At 38.3% G+C, this 19,147-nt stretch carries 12 protein-coding genes; 4 read left to right on the top strand and 8 right to left on the bottom strand.

The window, feature by feature from the left end; genetic code table 11:
- Position 1 precedes the first annotated feature (1 nt).
- The 4 genes from FNW07_RS02295 to FNW07_RS02280 all read left to right on the top strand — a co-directional run bounded on the left by FNW07_RS02295 (position 2) and on the right by FNW07_RS02280 (position 11,841).
- Positions 2-661: a 3-oxoacid CoA-transferase subunit B gene (locus FNW07_RS02295; RefSeq protein WP_126742409.1), complete on the top strand. Its 660-nt coding sequence runs from the start codon at positions 2-4 to the stop codon at positions 659-661.
- A 251-nt stretch (positions 662-912) separates the two neighbouring features.
- Positions 913-3,957: a M4 family metallopeptidase gene (locus FNW07_RS02290; RefSeq protein WP_126742408.1), complete on the top strand. Its 3,045-nt coding sequence runs from the start codon at positions 913-915 to the stop codon at positions 3,955-3,957.
- Between the two features lie 124 nt (positions 3,958-4,081).
- Positions 4,082-8,035, top strand: coding sequence for a GEVED domain-containing protein (locus FNW07_RS02285; RefSeq protein ID WP_126742407.1), 3,954 nt, complete (start codon positions 4,082-4,084; stop codon positions 8,033-8,035).
- Between the two features lie 188 nt (positions 8,036-8,223).
- Positions 8,224-11,841: a T9SS type A sorting domain-containing protein gene (locus FNW07_RS02280; RefSeq protein ID WP_126742406.1), complete on the top strand. Its 3,618-nt coding sequence runs from the start codon at positions 8,224-8,226 to the stop codon at positions 11,839-11,841.
- Between the two features lie 100 nt (positions 11,842-11,941).
- On the opposite strand, the gene FNW07_RS02275 is transcribed toward FNW07_RS02280, so the two are convergent.
- From FNW07_RS02275 to hemF, 8 genes are all read right to left on the bottom strand, one after another.
- Positions 11,942-12,394 carry a DUF1569 domain-containing protein gene (locus FNW07_RS02275; protein WP_126742405.1) on the bottom strand — a complete coding sequence of 151 codons (453 nt, stop codon included), beginning with the start codon at positions 12,392-12,394 and terminating at the stop codon, positions 11,942-11,944.
- Between the two features lie 202 nt (positions 12,395-12,596).
- Positions 12,597-14,036: a nucleoside recognition domain-containing protein gene (locus FNW07_RS02270; RefSeq protein ID WP_126742404.1), complete on the bottom strand. Its 1,440-nt coding sequence runs from the start codon at positions 14,034-14,036 to the stop codon at positions 12,597-12,599.
- Positions 14,037-14,096: 60 nt separating this feature from the next.
- Positions 14,097-14,810: a 3'-5' exonuclease gene (locus tag FNW07_RS02265; RefSeq protein ID WP_126742403.1), complete on the bottom strand. Its 714-nt coding sequence runs from the start codon at positions 14,808-14,810 to the stop codon at positions 14,097-14,099.
- Positions 14,807-15,958: a serine hydrolase gene (locus FNW07_RS02260; RefSeq protein WP_126742402.1), complete on the bottom strand. Its 1,152-nt coding sequence runs from the start codon at positions 15,956-15,958 to the stop codon at positions 14,807-14,809. The genes FNW07_RS02265 and FNW07_RS02260 overlap by 4 nt, the downstream gene beginning before the upstream one ends.
- Before the next feature lie 83 nt (positions 15,959-16,041).
- Positions 16,042-16,512: a methylated-DNA--[protein]-cysteine S-methyltransferase gene (locus FNW07_RS02255; RefSeq protein WP_126742401.1), complete on the bottom strand. Its 471-nt coding sequence runs from the start codon at positions 16,510-16,512 to the stop codon at positions 16,042-16,044.
- Positions 16,513-16,666: 154 nt separating this feature from the next.
- Positions 16,667-17,050, bottom strand: coding sequence for a c-type cytochrome (locus FNW07_RS02250; protein ID WP_126742400.1), 384 nt, complete (start codon positions 17,048-17,050; stop codon positions 16,667-16,669).
- A gap of 2 nt (positions 17,051-17,052) precedes the next feature.
- A complete protein-coding gene (gene hemB / locus FNW07_RS02245) occupies positions 17,053-18,045 on the bottom strand; it encodes a porphobilinogen synthase (RefSeq protein WP_126742399.1) in 993 nt (330 codons plus the stop codon).
- Between the two features lie 54 nt (positions 18,046-18,099).
- Positions 18,100-19,002 (bottom strand): oxygen-dependent coproporphyrinogen oxidase, encoded by a 903-nt coding sequence (gene hemF / locus FNW07_RS02240; protein WP_126742398.1) that lies wholly within the window; start codon positions 19,000-19,002, stop codon positions 18,100-18,102.
- Between the last annotated feature and the right edge of the window lie 145 nt (positions 19,003-19,147).

Raw genomic sequence — 19,147 nt, 5'->3', positions numbered from 1 at the left:
CATGGCTTTAGATAAAAATCAAATTGCAAAAAGAATCGCCAAAGAAGTTAAAGATGGTTATTTTGTAAATTTAGGGATTGGAATCCCAACATTGGTAGCCAATTATGTCCGTCATGATATTGCAGTGGAATTTCAAAGTGAAAACGGAGTTTTAGGGATGGGGCCTTTCCCATTTGAAGGAGAAGAAGACGCCGACATCATCAACGCGGGTAAACAAACCATTACCACATTAGATGGGGCCAGTTTCTTTGATTCGGCTTTCAGCTTCGGTATGATACGTGCCCAAAAAGTAGATTTAACCATTTTAGGAGCCATGGAAGTTTCCGAAAATGGCGACATCGCCAATTGGAAAATTCCGGGAAAAATGGTAAAAGGAATGGGCGGAGCCATGGACCTGGTGGCTTCTGCAGAAAATATCATCGTGGCCATGATGCATGTCAACAAAGCCGGCGAATCCAAAATCCTTAAACGATGTACGCTTCCATTAACGGGTGTAGGATGCGTGAAAAAAGTGGTGACCGAGTTAGCCGTTTTGGAAATAACGCCGAAAGGTTTCCAATTACTGGAAAGAGCTCCGGGAGTCTCCGTAGACGATATTATTGCAGCAACAGAAGCCGATTTAATTATTGAAGGAACCATTCCGGAGATGCAGATTGACTAATAAAAGATATTTTCCAGCTTACAAAAAACAACTCCATCCGGGTTGTTTTTTTGTTTTATGGCTGTTTTTTATCAAATGCACTTCGTCGATAAAAAGACGCGTTTAATCTTAAATCTTCTTTTAGTTAATAAATATTTTATTTTATGTTTAAATATTATGTTAATTTAACAAAAATTATGGAAAAACCGTAAAAAGGTCTCTCCATAATGAAATAGTTTTACCAGCTATTAACCAACCAAAAAACCAAACCAATGAAAAAAGAATTACAAGGAAAAATTGTCCTCTCGATGGCAGTCTCTTTTTTTGCCTTAACATTGTCGGCTCAGGAAGGCGACAAAAACGTCAAGCAGAAGTTAACCGATCAAAATGGAAAACCCACACTGATTACCTTCAACGAAAAATCGTCTTACAAAGCAGGTGATTCGCAACAGGTTTTTAAAGATCAATTAGGCATTAAAGAAAACTCCGCCTTTTCAAAAATCAAATCAGAATCTGATAAATTGGGATTTGTTCACGAAAAATTCCAACAATATTACAAAGGAATCAAAGTGGAATTCGCTACTTACATGTTGCATTCCAAATCAGGAAGATTGGAATCCATGAATGGTGAATTTTATGACATGGAGGATGTAAATACCAATCCTAAACTATCACCCCAACAAGCATTGGAATATGCAGTAAAAAAAATTGGAGCCATACAATATCTTTGGGACGTTCCCTCAGATGCAGCTGCAATGAATTACCAAAAGCCAACAGGTGAACTGGTATTGGTGCCAATAATGGACAATGGCGCCTCTAAACACAAAGAAAATAATGTAAGACTGGCCTATAAATTTGATATTTATGCGGCTAATCCGGTAAGCAGAGGCGATATCTATATTGACGCTGTTTCCGGAGAATCGTTATTTTATAATGCAACCATCAAGCATCTTGGCGAATACAGTCATGGCGGCCATACTAAAGTTACAACTCCTGAGGCAAAAACTTCGGTTGTAGTTGCTGCAAATGCGGCTACGCGATACAGCGGAACGCAATCGATCCAAACTACTTTAAGCGGTTCTTCTTATATATTATCAGATACCAGCCGTGGATTAGGCGTTCAGACGTATAACTCGGCAAGGACAGCGACTTATCCAACGACGAATTTTACCGACGCCGATAACAACTGGACCGCAGCCGAATTTAATAATACGAACAAGGACAATGGCGCATTGGATGCCCATTGGGGAGCTGAAATGACCTATGATTATTGGTCAGCAGTTCATGGTCGAAACAGTTATGATAATGCTGGTGCAAAAATCAAAAGTTATGTTCATTACAACTTGATTGCTGCCGGATATCCGGACAACAACAATGCTTTCTGGAATGGAAGCGTGATGACATACGGCGACGGAAGCGGAACTGTTTTTGATGTTTTGACCGCGATGGATGTGGCCGGACACGAAATCGGACATGCTGTTTGTACGTTTACGGCAAATTTAGCATACCAAAAGGAGTCGGGTGCTATGAACGAGGCTTTCTCTGATATTTGGGGTGCCTGTATTGAATATCGAGCAGCGCCGACAAAATCAACTTGGTTAATTGGAGAAGATATTGAAAGAAGAGCAGGCCATACCGCTTTGCGTTCGATGAGCAATCCTAATGTCGAAGGTCAGCCGGACACCTATGGCGGAACCTATTGGGTAAATATTAATTGTACGCCTTCAAACGCTAATGACCAATGTGGAGTACACACCAATTCAGGAGTTTTGAACCACTGGTTTTATATTTTATCAGTAGGTAAATCAGGTACCAATGATATCGGAAGTGCCTTTAATGTTACTGGAATCACGATCGACAAAGCGGCAAGAATCGCTTACCGTCTGGAAAGTGTGTATTTATCTGCAAATTCAACGTATGCCAATGCCAGAGCCTACGGAATCCAGGCTGCAACGGATTTATATGGAGCAGGTTCGGCAGAGGTAATTGCCACGACAAATGCATTTTACGCTGTTGGTGTTGGAGCCGCTTATGTTGGAGCGACTGATGTAACTGCGCCAACTGCGCCAACAAATCTAGCAGCTGCCGGTACGACTTCAACTACAACAAATTTATCATGGACTGCCGCTACTGATAATGTAGCCGTTACAGGATATAATGTTTACAACGGAGCCACTTTGGTGACAACAGTAACTGGACTGACCTATACGGTAACTGGATTAACTGCCAGTACCGCATACACTTTTACTGTAAAAGCAAAAGATGCAGCCGGAAATATATCAGCAGTTAGTAATGCTGTAAATGTAACTACAAGTGCTGCAACCGGTGACACTACTGTTCCTTCTACACCTACAAGCTTAACTGCCTCTGGAACCACTACTACAACAACGAATCTATCTTGGGGAGCTTCTACAGACAATGTTGGCGTTACAGGATACAATGTTTATAAAGGAGCCGTTCTTTTAACAACAGTAACCGGAACTACCTATACAGCAACTGGATTAACAGCCGCTACAGCTTATACTTTTTCTGTCAAAGCAAAAGATGCTGCAGGAAATGTTTCAGCATCCAGTAATGTGGTAAATGTAACTACACAGGCTTCGACAGTTACTTACTGTGTTTCAAAAGGAAACAGTGTTGCTGATGAATATATTGACTACGTTAATATTGGAGGTATTGCAAATACTACAGGAGGAAATGCAGGATATGGCAATTTCACAAATTTAGTGGGTAATGTACCTTATGGTTCAAATACCATTTTATTTAGTGCTGGTTTCTCAGGTGCTGCTTATACTGAGTATTGGAAAATTTGGATTGATTATAATAAAAATGGAGTTTTTGACACTACAGAACTAGTTGTTTCAGGAACTTCTGCTGTCAGTACTAATCTTACAAGTACATTTACTGTACCGACAACTGCTTTAGCCGGAACAACAAGAATGAGAGTTTCTATGAAATATAGTGTCGCTCAAACTGCATGTGAAACATTTTCTTATGGAGAAGTGGAAGATTATACTGTAAATATTGGCGGCGGGGCGATTGCAGCTACCAATACAACTATAGCAGGAGAATTGGGTTATGAAAACAATATCTTTGATTATACGATGTACCCAAATCCAACTTCTGAATTCATTAATGTTAGAATGGCAGACAACAGGGAAGTTTCTTTCAGAGTAATCAACTATTTGGGACAACAGGTAGATTCAGGTAAATTATCCGGAAATGCTATTGATGTGAGCAAATTAGGAACCGGAATTTATCTATTTGAAGTAAACGACGGTCAGAAATCAATGACAAAGAAATTTATAAGGAAATAATTCTAATCTATAAAAAAAGAGGTCGCTATTAAGCGGCCTTTATTTTTAAAGTCAAAAAATCCACATTCATACTTACAATACAACAATAATTTATTAACCAAACCAAAAATAAAAATTAAACAAAATGAAAATTAAATTACTTAGAAAAATTACCTTACTGGTAATAGGTTTTACAGTCTTTATGCCCTCCAGCATGAGCGCACAGTTTAATGCAGATGCCCCCTGGATGAAAGATGCAGCAGCAAAATCAAAAGGAAAACAACTTACGATGAACGAGATGGTAGCTTCATTTGAGGCCTATTGGTCAACACACGACAAAAACAAGAAAGGATCCGGGCATAAACCTTTTATGCGTTGGGAATATCAATGGAGAAATAATATGCATCCCGATGGAAGTTTTATTACCCCTTCAGAGATGTGGGCGGCCTGGAGGAGTAAAAAACAATCCAAAAACTCAAAAAATAACACTTCTTTCTCTAAAGTGAGCAACTGGCAGCCCGTTGGGCCGTTTACCCACACTGGTACGGGTTCATGGTCGTCCGGTCAAGGAAGGGTAAATGTGGTATATGTAGATCCAAGTAATTCCAGCACCATTTACGTTGGATCTCCCGCAGGAGGAATATGGAAATCTACGAATGCCGGAAGCACTTGGATTCCCTTATCTGATCAACTACCGCAAATAGGTGTTTCCGGAATTGTAACAGATCCAACGAATTCCAATATTATCTATATCGCCACTGGAGATAAAGATGCTGGCGATACCTATTCTATCGGAGTTTTAAAGTCAACTGACGGTGGACTTACTTGGAATACTACTGGATTATCTTTTGCAAATACCTCAACAATGGCCGGCGATATTTATATTCACCCGACAAATTCCAATATTTTATGGGTGGCTACAAGTGCAGGGCTTTACAAAACTCTAAATGCCGGCGTATCCTGGACAAATGTTTTAAGTGGTAACATTAAAGACATTAAATTAAAACCCGGAGACCCAAACACTATATATGCTGTAAGCTCTTCTTCTTTTTACAAATCAACTGACGGAGGTTCTATTTTTACTACAGTAACTTCGGGGTTACCGGCAAGTTCAAGTCGTTTGGTTATTGATGTAACACCGGCTAATTCAGCTTATGTATATGTGCTGAGCGCCAATACATCAAATGGCTTCCAAGGGCTATATCGCTCTATCAATAGTGGAGCTTCATTTACAAAATCCAGTGCTACAACGGATATTTTCGAATCTACTCAAGCTTTTTATGATATGGCATTAGCAGTATCCCGAACCAATGCAGAGGTGGTATTTACCGGCTGTCTGAATATTTGGAAAACTATTAATGGCGGAACTTCATTCACAAAAGTAAACAACTGGAGTTCCCCTACTGCAGCTGCTTATACACATGCTGACATTCACTTTTTGAGATATTATGGTGATAAATTATATTGTGGAAGTGACGGAGGTGTATATGTTTCTTCTGATACCGGAACTAATTTTACCAGTTTAACAGCAGGATTGCAAATTAGCCAGTTTTATAAAATCGCCGTTTCTAAACAATCATCCGGAAATATGGTGGGTGGATTGCAAGATAATGGCGGACATGCCTACAGCAATAATCAATGGAAAAATTACTATGGCGCTGACGGAATGGATACCGGAGTAGATCCTGCCAACAGCAGCAAATATTATGGATATATTCAATATGGATCTAGTTTGTATATAACAACTGATGCTGGTAATAGTTTAACATCAGAAGTAGCAGGCCCTGCCAATGGAAACTGGGTAACACCATTAGCTATTAACTCGCTGGGAGAAGTTTTTGGCGGCTATACAAAAGTTTACAGATTGAATGGAACCTCTTGGGTTGGTAGTTCTACCACATTCACCAGTAATGTTGAAAATGTGATTATAGATCCTTCAAACAACAACATTATGTATGTTTCTGATGGTTCTAAGTTGTATAAAAGTACCGACAAAGGGAATGTTTTTACGGAAGTTTATACGTTCCCGACAACTGTTAATAATATACTCGTCCACTCTTCCAATAGTTCCATTATATATGCAATCACTCAGGGAACTGGTGGTTTGGTTTACCAATCAAATAATGGAGGAACTATATTTACCAGCATAAGTAATGGTCTTCCCGCAATCGGGAAAAATGTAATTGCGCATCAGGCTCAAAATTCTGCAAATCCTTTGTATGTGGGAACTACTCTTGGTGTATATTATAAAGATGATACCTTAACGGCTTGGGAACCTTTTGACACAAATTTACCTAACGTTTCCGTAACAGATTTAGAAATCAATTATGTAGACAACAACATTACCGCTGCCACTTATGGAAGAGGAATTTGGAGAGCTTCCATCACTTCTGTGATAGATAATCAGGCACCAACTGCACCAACCAGTTTAGCTGCTTCAGGAACTACATCTACAACGACCAACTTATTATGGACAGCTTCCACTGATAACGTAGGGGTAACAGGATATAATGTTTACAACGGAACAACTTTAGTAACAACTGTTGCAACAACAACTTATACCGTTACGGGATTAGCAGCCAGCACAGCCTATAGTTTTACAGTTAAAGCAAAAGATGCCGCCGGAAATTTATCAACCGCAAGTAATACCGCTGCCATTACTACAACTGCAGTTGTAGCTGCTTATTGTGCTTCAAAAGGAAACAGCGTTGCTGATGAATACATAGGAAGAGTACAATTGGGCACCATCAATAACGCCTCTACCGGAGGAACTGGCTATAGTGATTTTACCGCTATTTCAACCAATCTAACAAAAGGAGCTTCTTCAACCATTACGGTTACACCAACATGGACAGGCTCTGCTTATGCGGAAGGTTGTGCCGTGTGGATTGACTTAAATGGAGATAAAGATTTTGATGATGCAGGCGAATTGGTATGGAGTATCGCAGCTTCAGCAAATACTCCGGTTTCAGGGTCTTTTATAGTTCCGAATAGCGCTATTTCTGGTTTATCAAGAATGAGAGTGTCCTTGAAATATAATGGCATTGCTACCCCTTGTGAAATGTTCCCTTATGGAGAAGTAGAAGATTATGCAGTTAACCTTATCACGGGAGATGGTCAAGCCCCAACTGTACCAACTAATTTGGCAGCTTCAGGAACTACAACCACTACAACAAATCTGTCATGGACCGCTTCCACTGATAATGTGGGGGTTACCGGATATGATGTATATCAGGGAGCTACTTTTAAAGGTTCGGTTACAGGAACTACATACGGTGTTACAGGATTGACTGCAGCTACTGCATATACTTTTTCTGTGAAGGCAAAAGATGCAGCCGGAAATACTTCTGCTTCCAGTAATGTAGTGAGCGTAACTACATCAGGAATTACTGTAACTTATTGTGCCAGTAATGGAAACAGTGCGGCTGATGAATTCATCGATTACGTTGGAATTGGTGGAATTGCAAATACAACTGGTGCAAATGCCGGTTATGGAAACTTTACCAGTCTGACAGGAAATCTTCCTTATGGATCCAATACAATTGTGATAAGCGCCGGATTTAGTGTTTCCGCATATACCGAATTTTGGGCTGTTTGGATTGATTTCAACAAGAACGGAACTTTCGAAACCACCGAACAAATAGTGGCAGGATCTTCTTCTTTGAGCAGCAATCTTTCATACTCGTTTACCGTTCCAACTTCAGCCTTATCCGGAACAACCAGAATGAGAGTTTCCATGAAATACAATGCAGCACCAACTGCCTGTGAAACGTTCTCTTATGGGGAAGTGGAAGACTATACGGTAAATATTGGCGGAGCAATCGCAGCTTCCACTACAACCATAGCAGGAGAACTGGGCAATGAAACCAATCTCTTTGATTTTGCCATGTATCCAAACCCGGTAGGTGATCTGTTGAATGTTGCCATGGTCGATAACAGAGTTGTTTCTTTTAGAATCATCAACTATTTAGGACAAGAAGTTGCTTCTGGGAAAGTATCCAATAATGTTATAAATGTTAGCAAATTAGGCATCGGAACATACATTTTCGAAGTGAACGATGGTCAAAAAACAATTACGAAGAAATTCATTAAGAAATAATCTTTCTTTTAAACTAAAAATTAAAGCCTCACATTTCTGTGAGGCTTTTTTTGATTTTCAAAATTTCTTTAGTCTTTAAATGACTGCTTCGGTCATTCGTAATCAACGGAGGTGATTACTATAAAATTCTTAATCAGAATTTCATATAGTACATAAAAAACATATACTTTTATAAAAAATCTCAGATCATGATAAAAAAACTACATCTATTTTGCTTTTTACTTTTTAGTCTTATTGGTTTTGCCCAAGATTCAGCATCATTAGATCCAAGTTTTTATTCAACTATACCATCAAGTGCTCTCATCGGTTTTACGAATAATCATGTCTATTCAATTTTTATCCAATCAGACGGCAAAATTTTAGCTGGAGGTCAATTTAGTAAATACAATAATTTAACTGCCCGTGGATTGATCCGATTGAATATGGATGGGAGTAAAGACGATTCGTTCTTACTAAATGAGCTTACTAATGTATATGCAATTACTCAACAAAGTGATGGGAAAATTTTAGCTGCCGGTGATTTCGACTATACTGCTAAAGGAATCGTGAGATTAAATAACAATGGTACTGTTGATCCGTCTTTTATTGTAGGAACAGGTTTTAAAGATACTGCAGGTGTTATTATTATTAAGGCCGTAGTTGCCTTAGTTGTTCAGCCTGATGGGAAAATCTTAGTGGGAGGTGATTTTACTTATTACAAAGGTGTTTCTTCTAAAAGAATAATACGATTAAATAGTGATGGTAGCATAGACACCTCATTTAATATAGGAACAGGCTTTAATAAAACTGTACAAACAATTGTTTTGCAGCCAGACGGTAAAATTTTGGTAGGAGGTGATTTTACGACCTATCAAGGCACAACTTCTAATAGAATTATACGATTAAACAGTGATGGCACTAAAGACCTCTCATTTAATACTGGAACAGGCTCAAACACTTTTGTTAAAACATTAGCTCTGCAACCAGACAGTAAAATTCTAGTTGGAGGAGAATTTACTACTTATAATGGAACGACAGCAAATAGAATCATACGGTTAAATAATGATGGTACTATTGACCCCACATTTATTACAACAGGATTTAATGGATTTAATGATATTTTAGAAAAAATAGTTATCCAAGCAGATGGTAAAATTTTAGCAGGAGGGCAATTTGATTCTTATAACGGTAATTCATTTAAAAATATAATAAGATTTAATAATGACGGGAGTATAGATACCTCTTTTAATATTGGGAAAGGTTTTAATGGAACTGTAGATACCTTAACAGTTCAGCCTGATGGTAGCATTATATCAGGAGGTGGTATGGGTGAATATGATGGTTATGATAATCTTTGCATAATCAAATTGCACAATGATGGCAGTAAAGACCCTAACTTTAATACAGGCAAAGGGTTTAACAGCATTGTAAAAACGTCAGCCCAACAACAAGATGGAAAAATTTTGATGGGCGGTAGATTTGATTCTTATAACAGTACGATAGCTGGAAAATTAATCAGACTAAATAGTAATGGCAGCATCGACCCTTCTTTTAATACAGGACCAGGATTTAATTACGAAATAACTGCAATAGCTATACAACCAGACGGAAAAATTATAGCCTGTGGTGAATTTACTAATTATAATGGCTCCCCCTCAAAGGGCATAATAAGACTTAATAATGACGGAAGTATAGATACCACTTTTAATTCCGGAACTGGTTTTGCCGGACCTTATTTGATTACAAAAGTTAGGACAATAGCCCTCCAATCGGATGGAAAAATAGTAATAGGTGGTAATTTTACTGCATACAACGGTATCACAGCAAATAAAATTATACGATTAAATAGCAATGGCAGTATAGACCCAACCTTTGTTGTAGGAACAGGATTTAATTATGAAATATTATCAATAGTTGTGCAACCTGATGGCAAAATATTAATAGGGGGTAACTTTACTATCTATAACAGTACTACTGCAAATAAAATTATACGATTAAATAATGACGGCAGTATAGACACGTCCTTTGTTGTAGGAACAGGATTTAATTATGGAATATTATCAATAGTTGTGCAACCCGATGGGAAAATTTTGGCCGGAGGAGGGTTTACCACTTACAAAGGCATTTCCGCAGGACGTATCATCAGATTAAATAATGATGGAAGTATTGACCCTTCGTTTATAATAGGAGCAACAGCTTTTGATTCTTCTGTAATTACAATGACCTTACAACCAGATGGCAAAATTTTTGTAGGTGGTGATTTTTATACCTACAATAACTTGGTTTCTCAGAAGATAATAAGATTAAATAGCAATGGAAGCCATGATATGAGCTTTAATTCAACTATTAGTGGATTTGATGGTGGGTATATGGCAGATACAGTGGTAAACACATTAAACCTACAATCAGATGGCGGAATTGTAGTTGGCGGTTCTTTCTTACGATATAATAATGGTACGCCTAACAATAGAATAATAAAACTCGATAGTAATGGCAATCCTGATACTTTTTTTAATTCATCAACAGGTTTTAACAACTCCGTAAATGCAATAGCTTTACAGCCGGATGGAAAAATTTTAGCAAGTGGTGATTATACAGCTTATAATGGAGCTACCACAAATAGGCTGATAAGACTAAACAATAATGCTAATATTGACACTTCATTTAATACTGAATCCGGCTTTAATTACAGTTTAAAGACAATAGTCCTACAGCCAGACGGAAAAATTTTAGCTGGAGGTGATTTTACAAATTTTAATGGAATCATCACTAACAGAATAATCCGATTAAACGGTAATGGTATTGTTGACCCTGCATTTAATGTAGGAACAGGATTTAATAACTCTGTATCTGCAATTTCCTTACAAAATGACGGGAAAATTTTAGTTGGAGGTTATTTTACCTCCTATAATGGCACAGCAGTAAATAGAATAATACGATTAAACAGCAATGGTAGTATAGATACAACCTTTAACACAGGAGCAGGTTTTAATAATTTGTTAAATACAATAACCCTTCAAACGGACGGAAAAATTTTGGTAGGAGGTGATTTCACTACGTATAATGGAGTCACAAAAAACAGATTAATCAGATTAAACAACGATGGTGGTATAGATACCTCTTTTGATACAGGAACAGGTCTTAATGGTTTAGTTAACACAATTATTTCCCAATCTAATGGGAAAATTCTAATGGGCGGCATTTTTAGTACTTATAATGGAGTCCCTGCAAACAAATTGATACGACTAAATAATGATGGTAGTATAGATTCTCTTTTTAATATTGGGACAGGATTTGACAATATCATCAAATCAATAGCGATACAAAGCGATGGAAAAATTTTAGTTGGCGGCTTTTTCACTACTTATAATGGAATTGCTTCTAAAAGTCTGATACGATTAAATAATGATGGTACTAAAGATGCAACATTTAATACGGCAACAGGATTTGACAATGTTGTTAATGCAATAGTCTTACAAACCGATGGAAAAATTTTAGTTGGAGGAGATTTTACATTATATAAAACGCAAATATCCAATCGACTTGTTCGGTTAATGGGAAATATTACTACGCTTTCTACATCGATTAATACATATGAAAAAAAATTACTTGTCTTATATCCTAATCCAGTAAAAGATTTATTACATTTTACTTCAACTGAAACGAACATTCATAAATACGAGATTTACGACTTAATTGGTAAAAAAGTAGTCGAAAACATAGTCTCTGGCAACACTATAAATGTAAGCAATTTGACAAATGGTTTTTACATAATTATATTACATAATAATGAAGCTGTTTTATCCAGGAAGTTCATCAAAGAATAAAGAAATCGATTTTAAGCTAGAAATTCCCTATTCTCATAAATCTTCAAAATAAAAAAATAATTGAAAAAGTAAAGCCTCACAGAAATGTGAGGCTTTTTTATTAAACGCTGAATTGAGTAAAATGATGATCGAGGTGTTTGTAAAACAAAATCCCCCATTCCTCCGGGGACAGGTTCCCGAAAAAAGGATGCGTCGCCATCACAATGACGCTCTCGCCTCGCAACCCATAATCTTCTAACATATTCTTTAAGGTTTGTTTCTCCTTTTCAAAATCAACCTCTGTATCTATTATGAATTCCTTTGCCGTTGGCAGGTTTTGAGTGAAGCTCTCCCCTTTATTGATTAATTTGGTCTTCATCATTTTTCCGAACAGAAAACTGATAAAACCTCTTTTTACTACTAGCTTTTGTTCTGCTACTTCCAAAGGTTTTTGACAGTGCAGCAGCATTTGGGAAACGGTCATTTTTCCCCATTGCTTTTGGGAATCAGGAGATAATTTCTGTAATCTTTCCATTAATTCCTTGTTATTTTCCGGATTAAATATATTCTTCATATTTAAATAAATTAGGTCTCTTTTTTTATAATTATTTGTTATTGAAAATTAAAAAAAGAATAAATGCTAAAATAATTATAATCAATCCTAGAATCGAAACAATTTCATCAATAGATTATCGGCCTCAATAATATAGCCACATGGCAAAATTCCCAACGAAATGATTTATTAAAGTATGCAATAAGTTCATTTTTACACTTCCTTAAAAAAACCAACTTGCCACAAATATTGCGGTAATCACACAAATTAAATCCACTAAAAGCATCGTTCCTAAAGCGTATCGGGTATTTTTTATATTGACCGAACCAAAGTAAACCGCAATCACATAAAAAGTACTTTCGGCACTGCATTGAAAAATACTGCTTAATCTCGCAGTTAAGGAATCGGCTCCGAAAGTATTCATCGAATCAATCAAAAATCCTCGTGATCCTGCGGAACTAAAAGGCCTGAGCATGGCTACAGGTAAAGCATCGGTGATTTCCTTACTTACGCCCATATTTGAGAAAACAAACGCAATCCCGTTACTTATAATTTCAAATAAACCACTGTTTCTGAACAAAGAAATAGCCACCAGCATTCCCAAAACATAAGGGAAAATAGTAACTCCGGTTTTAATTCCATTATTGGCTCCGGTTACAAAGGCCTCGTAAACAGTGGTACCCGCCTCGGCAAATTTCTTTTCCTTAATAAAGGCAAAAAGCAAAGTGAAACCAATAATCCCAACCAGTATCAATGCTGAAAGATTGGACGTGAAATAGTTTTTGCCAATTAAATCCAAATGGTTTACATACATCAGCAAACCCACTATTGCAGCAATCATTACCATCAGAGCCACTACCAATGAAGCGCTTTTGAAATTAATTTTTTGTTTGATTCCAACGATAAGGAAAGCCGCTATCGTACCGATAAAAGAAGTGATGATACAAGGCAGCATTACATCGGCAGGATTGCTTGCATTTGCAGCAGCCCGATAACCAATAATAGACGTTGCAATTAATGTCAGTCCTGACGCGTGCAGGCACATGAACATAATCTGCGCATCGCTAGCTTTTTCTTTATCGGGATTAATTTCTTGCAGACTTTCCATGGCTTTTAGTCCAAACGGAGTGGCCGCAGAATCCAAGCCCAGAAAATTAGCAGCAAAGTTTAAGGTCATATAGGAAATAGACGGATGGTTTTTTGGAACACTTGGAAAGACTTTTACAAAGACAGGGCTTAAGGATTTGGCTAATTTTTCGGTTGCCCCGGAGATAATCAAAAGCTCCATTAATCCACAGAAAAAAGCCAAATAAGCGATAAGTGGAATAATCAAATCGAGCAATGTAGCTTTACAAGTTGGTAATAAACCGTCCGATTTCTGGACACCGCTGTACACTTTTACGGTCTGGCTTTTATAAACGTAAGTTGTATCCGCGTCTTTGGGATTATTATTGATTATGATGGTATTTTCGGGCGCTTTCTCAATACTGTCTTTTACGAAAGGTGGCATTTGGTAAAGGTGTTTTTCTGAGATTAAAACCCGGTCGTCTTTTTTTCCATTCAAAACATAATCAATGGTGTAACTGTTGCCGGAAAACAAACTGAATACAACAAATACAATTGAGGAAATAAAAATCACAAGCCAAAATCTACTTAAAACCATAATCTGTTTTTTTGGTAAATGTAACATTTATCGTGGAATCTGCCCACCGAGTTTCAAAAACTAAATATGTATAATCTCGTCTTCAATCAACAAATCTTCGCGACGCAAACGAAGGAAAACCTGCGCTACGGCAATCGTATCCTTTTCACAATACGTGACAATCCGGTCGATATCTTTTTCCACATAAAAAACATGGCCTACCTGACTACCATCGATATCGCCTTTTGAAGAAGGGATTCCGAGTATTTTAGTTAATAGTTTTAAGGAAGTGAAGTTTTTGTAATCGCCGAATTTCCATAATTCCAACGTGTCCAAATGTGGGATTTCCCATGGTTTTTTGCCAAATAAATTCAGTTTGTTTGGAATTGGGATTTGGTTGATAATCATTCTCCGGGCAATAAACGGAATATCAAATTCTTTGGCATTATGGCCACATAGGATATGTTGCGGCTGACTGAAGTGATTGTTCAAAAGATTATTAAAGTCCTGCAGAATTTTCTTTTCCTCGCCAAAAAATGAGGTTACCCGAAAATGACGGATATCACCCTTAAATGTAAAATAACCGACAGAAATGCAGATGATTTTCCCGAATTCGGCCCAAATTCCCGCACGGTCATAAAACTCTTCCGGGGAGTAATCCTCTTTTCGTTGGTATTGTGTTTTGTTTTCCCATAGGGATTTCATTTCATCGTCCAGTTCATTAAAGTATGGAGCCTCGGGAACGGTTTCAATATCCAGGAACAAGATGTGTTCGAGGTTCACTTTTTCTATCATTTACCTAACATTTTGTACGATTCATCAATATATGCGTAAAAGTCATCCGTGAACGTGGCATTTGAAGACTGTAATCCCTTCAAATGACCCAATCTAACGATGATCAAATTGTCTTCCGGAATAACGATTACGTATTGTCCCAAATGGCCCCGCATCGAAAATATTTTTTTATTCTTGTAATTGCTCAGCCACCAGCCATAGCCGTATTGTGGCGAACTTGTAAATCGCGGCGTGATGGATTTGGCCACGTAAGCACTGTCCAGGATCTGTTGTCCGTTCCATTTTCCATATTGTTTGTACAGTTTTCCAAAACGCGCAAAATCCCTTGCATCACTGGCAATACAACAGAAAGCCTTCACTATCCCATTCTTATTGTCGGTTTGCCAAAGCGCATCGTTTTCGGCCCCTATCGGCTTCCAGAATTTCTCGGAAACATAGCTTGCTAAATTTTGCCCGGTTGCTTTTTCAATAATCATGGCCAGTAATTGCGTGTTCCCACTTAAGTATTTGTACTCTTTTCCGGGTTCGTCTGTTGCTTTGAGTCCCAATATCAATTTCTTCAGATTTCCGTCAAAATAGGCCCTGGTAGTGATCGAAAAAGGACTGTAATAGGATTCATCCCAATTTAAGCCGGATGCCATTGACGACAAATCGCCCACCGTCATTTTAGCCGCCTTTCCTTCTTTGAACTCGGGATAAAAATCAGAAACCAACTGATCCAGACTTTTGATTTTATGCTCCATTATGGCTTTGCCAAGCGCTGCAGAAACAATGCTCTTAGCCATCGAAAAGGAATTGGATTTCGAATTTTTATCATATCCATCGTAATAACTCTCGTACCAGATGCTGTCATTTTTGATGATAAGAAAAGCCACGGTGCCGAGTTTTTGATGAACTTTTTCTAATGCTGGCGTGGCTTTTACGGTGTTATACTTTGTATGTATTGCCCAAGGTTGTGCCGTCGTGCCTTTTGCAATGACGCGGTTATCAAATTCGTTGTAATCTTCCAAAAAAGCCGTTTTATGACCATTCCCATAAATAGTCCGCACGGCTCTCAGCAAATAATCCATATTGAGGACATAGGCCAATGCAATTAACGAAACAATTACAACGAAAAACCCAATCAGGAATTTTTTTAAGAATCTCATATATTAAGAATTTAGCTACAAATAGCGAATTTACAGTATTTCTCTTTCCCTTTTTCGAAAACGAGGAAAATGTATTAAATATTTTAGAAGAGACATTGTTGCTTCAATGGATTCTCATGCTCGAGCAGCCATTTTTTGCGCCACAAACCTCCGGCATATCCCGTTAATGATCCATCGGCACCAATAACACGATGGCACGGTACCACAATCCAAAGCGGATTTTTCCCATTCGCAGAAGCCACTGCCCGAATGGCCTTTACATCGCCTAATTTTTTAGACAGTTCCAGATAGGACATCGTTTTCCCGAATGGGATTTCCAACAGACCTTTCCATACTTTTTGCTGGAATTCGGTTCCCGCAGGATTGATTGGGAAATTGAAATCATTTCTTTTTCCGTCGAAATAATCATACAGTTGGGTTACTGCTTCGGTCAGTACAGGTGGAATCGCAGAAGAAGTTTCGCCTTGATCCACTACAGAAATAACGGAAATACCGTCCTCATCCCCTTCAATTCTTGCGATGCCCAGTGGCGTTTTAATGTATGCAGTTTCCATAGTTAAAGGTATTTATTTTTTGGCTGAAATGCTATTTTGGGACATAAAAAAACCATCCCGATAGAGATGGTTCATGTAATTTTAGCCCCGATAGGAACGGCATCCCGCGCTTTTTTGCGCGGATACAGTGGATAGCGGGATCAGCTCCTGAAAATTATTTCAAATGGGAATAAAAATAGGCTTCAACAGCTTTTAATTCCTCTTCGGAGAATGTTTTTGTAATGGCAAAATTGGTGCGCATGACTTCGTATTGGCTTGGGTCGACAATAGGGGCGCTCTCTTCCTTTAAAAAGGCGATCAGATTCCCGTTTTGTTCTTTGTATTTTTTAGCGATATCGCTAATGCTGGGGCCGATAACTTTAGTGTTGGGCTGGTGACAAGCACTGCAGTTTCCTTTTCCTTCGAAAATCTCCTTACCGAGTTGTTCCGGCGCCGTTGCAGACATCCCTTGGACATCGGTATTTGCGGCTTCTATTTTTACTTCCTCCTTGCAGGAGAAAATCAAAAAAAACGTCAATAATAAGAGTACGTTTTTCATGGTTATTTATTCAGAAGTATCGCTGCCTCTTTGGCAAAATAGGTCGAAATCAGACTGGCGCCGGCGCGTTTGATACACATTAACTGTTCCATCATAATTTTGTCATGATCTAACCAGCCTCTTTCGGCGGCGGCTTTAATCATCGCATATTCACCAGAAACATGAAATACCGTTACAGGAACATTTACCGCATTTTTAACCTCGCGAACGATGTCCAAATACGCAATTCCCGGTTTTACCATCACCATATCGGCACCTTCTTCGACATCCCACAAAGCTTCTTTGATGGCTTCCAGGCGATTGGCATAATCCATCTGGTAGGTTTTTTTGTCTTTTGGAATTTCGGTGGCATCAACAGGAGCGCTGTCCAAAGCATCACGGAAAGGACCGTAAAATGCAGAAGCATATTTGGCCGAATAACTCATGATTCCCACATTATGAAAACCGGCTTTATCCAAACCTTCTCGTAAACGCAATACACGACCGTCCATCATATCAGAAGGCGCTACGAAATCGGCACCCGCTTCAGCATGCGAAACGGCCATTTTTACCAAAGCAGCATTAGTGGCATCATTTGCGATATCACCATTTTCGATGATTCCGTCATGACCGTAAATAGAATATGGGTCCAAAGCCACATCGGGCATCACAATCATTTCCGGGCATGCTGCTTTTATGGCACGGATCGCATTTTGCATCAATCCGTTTGGGTTCCAAGCCTCTTTTCCGGTATTGTCTTTTAACGATTCATCAACTTTCACATAAATGTTTACAGCACGAATCCCTAAGTCGTAAATTTCCTGGACTTCTTTCACCGTTAAATCTAACGAACGACGGTAAATTCCAACCATAGAAGGGATTTCCACCTGAAAATTTTCTCCTTCTGTAATGAACATCGGAAACATAAAGTCGGCTGGACTCAAACTTGTTTCACGCACCAGGCTTCTGATGGATTCGTTCGTTCTTAATCTTCTACCTCTGTGTAATGGAAACATATATTTTTTTTTAAGTTTGAAAAGTCTAAGGTTTGAAGTTGCTTCACTTTGCGCTTAAATCCAATCAACTGGTGATTTTAATGTTTTAAGTAATTTTTCTTCTTCACTTCCCGATTCCGGATGATGATCATAAACCCACTGCACATGAGGCGGTAAACTCATAAGGATACTTTCAATTCTTCCGTTGGTTTTTAGTCCAAATAGAGTGCCTTTATCATGCACCAAATTAAATTCAACATAACGGCCGCGTCGGATTTCCTGCCAGGTTCTTTGTTCCGCAGTAGAAGGCAATTCTTTTCTTCTTTCCACTATCGGGACATATGCCTGAAGGAAACTATTACCCACTTCTGAAACGAAATCGAACCAGTTTTGCATAGTCATATCGTCAGTAGCTTTGCAATAATCGAAAAACAATCCCCCAATTCCCCTTGCTTCATTGCGGTGTGCATTCCAGAAATAGGCGTCACATTGTTTTTTATATTTTGGATAAAACTCGGGATTGTGCTTGTCACAGGCAGTTTTACAAGTTAGATGAAAATGTTTGGCATCTTCCTCAAACAGATAATACGGTGTTAAATCCTGTCCGCCCCCAAACCATTGCTGGATAATATTCCCCTTGTCATCATACATTTCGAAATAACGCCAGTTGGCATGAACCGTTGGCACCATTGGACTTTTTGGGTGAATAACCAAACTCAGTCCGCAGGCAAAAAAATCAGCTTCGCCTACATTGAACATTTCCTGCATTGCTTCCGGCAGTTTTCCGTGAACCGCTGAAATATTAACGCCGCCTTTTTCGAATACGTTTCCGTTTTCGATTACGCGCGTTCTTCCTCCTCCGCCTTCCGGACGTTCCCAAAGATCTTCGCGGAATTTGGCCTGACCATCAGCCACTTCCAAACCTTTGCAAATTTGATCCTGAAGAGTTTGTATATAGGTGTAGAATTTATTTTTCATTTTTAACTTGTGTTATTATTTGAAAATTGAAAAAATGAATACAAAAGTCCAGAAAAATATTCCTGATAATATTAATGGATAAACTATTAACTTAATATAGGGAATGACGTCTTTAGTTTTAAAAAATTTAAAATAAATTAAAATT

Origin of the sequence: Flavobacterium sp. GT3R68 (assembly GCF_007109225.1) — a bacterium.
Taxonomy (GTDB): domain Bacteria; phylum Bacteroidota; class Bacteroidia; order Flavobacteriales; family Flavobacteriaceae; genus Flavobacterium.
The sequence above is the reverse complement of the archived record's forward strand: the minus strand, read 5'-3'. Positions and strand labels throughout refer to the sequence as shown.

Excerpts from the sequence above, each read along its gene's own strand:
- FNW07_RS02255 (WP_126742401.1), bottom strand. The coding sequence starts at position 16,512 with ATGGAAACTGCATACATTAAAACGCCACTGGGCATCGCAAGAATTGAA.
- FNW07_RS02295 (WP_126742409.1), top strand. The coding sequence starts at position 2 with ATGGCTTTAGATAAAAATCAAATTGCAAAAAGAATCGCCAAAGAAGTT.
- FNW07_RS02250 (WP_126742400.1), bottom strand. The coding sequence starts at position 17,050 with ATGAAAAACGTACTCTTATTATTGACGTTTTTTTTGATTTTCTCCTGC.
- FNW07_RS02290 (WP_126742408.1), top strand. The coding sequence starts at position 913 with ATGAAAAAAGAATTACAAGGAAAAATTGTCCTCTCGATGGCAGTCTCT.
- FNW07_RS02275 (WP_126742405.1), bottom strand. The coding sequence starts at position 12,394 with ATGAAGAATATATTTAATCCGGAAAATAACAAGGAATTAATGGAAAGA.
- FNW07_RS02280 (WP_126742406.1), top strand. The coding sequence starts at position 8,224 with ATGATAAAAAAACTACATCTATTTTGCTTTTTACTTTTTAGTCTTATT.
- hemB (WP_126742399.1), bottom strand. The coding sequence starts at position 18,045 with ATGTTTCCATTACACAGAGGTAGAAGATTAAGAACGAACGAATCCATC.
- FNW07_RS02265 (WP_126742403.1), bottom strand. The coding sequence starts at position 14,810 with ATGATAGAAAAAGTGAACCTCGAACACATCTTGTTCCTGGATATTGAA.
- hemF (WP_126742398.1), bottom strand. The coding sequence starts at position 19,002 with ATGAAAAATAAATTCTACACCTATATACAAACTCTTCAGGATCAAATT.
- FNW07_RS02260 (WP_126742402.1), bottom strand. The coding sequence starts at position 15,958 with ATGAGATTCTTAAAAAAATTCCTGATTGGGTTTTTCGTTGTAATTGTT.
- FNW07_RS02285 (WP_126742407.1), top strand. The coding sequence starts at position 4,082 with ATGAAAATTAAATTACTTAGAAAAATTACCTTACTGGTAATAGGTTTT.
- FNW07_RS02270 (WP_126742404.1), bottom strand. The coding sequence starts at position 14,036 with ATGGTTTTAAGTAGATTTTGGCTTGTGATTTTTATTTCCTCAATTGTA.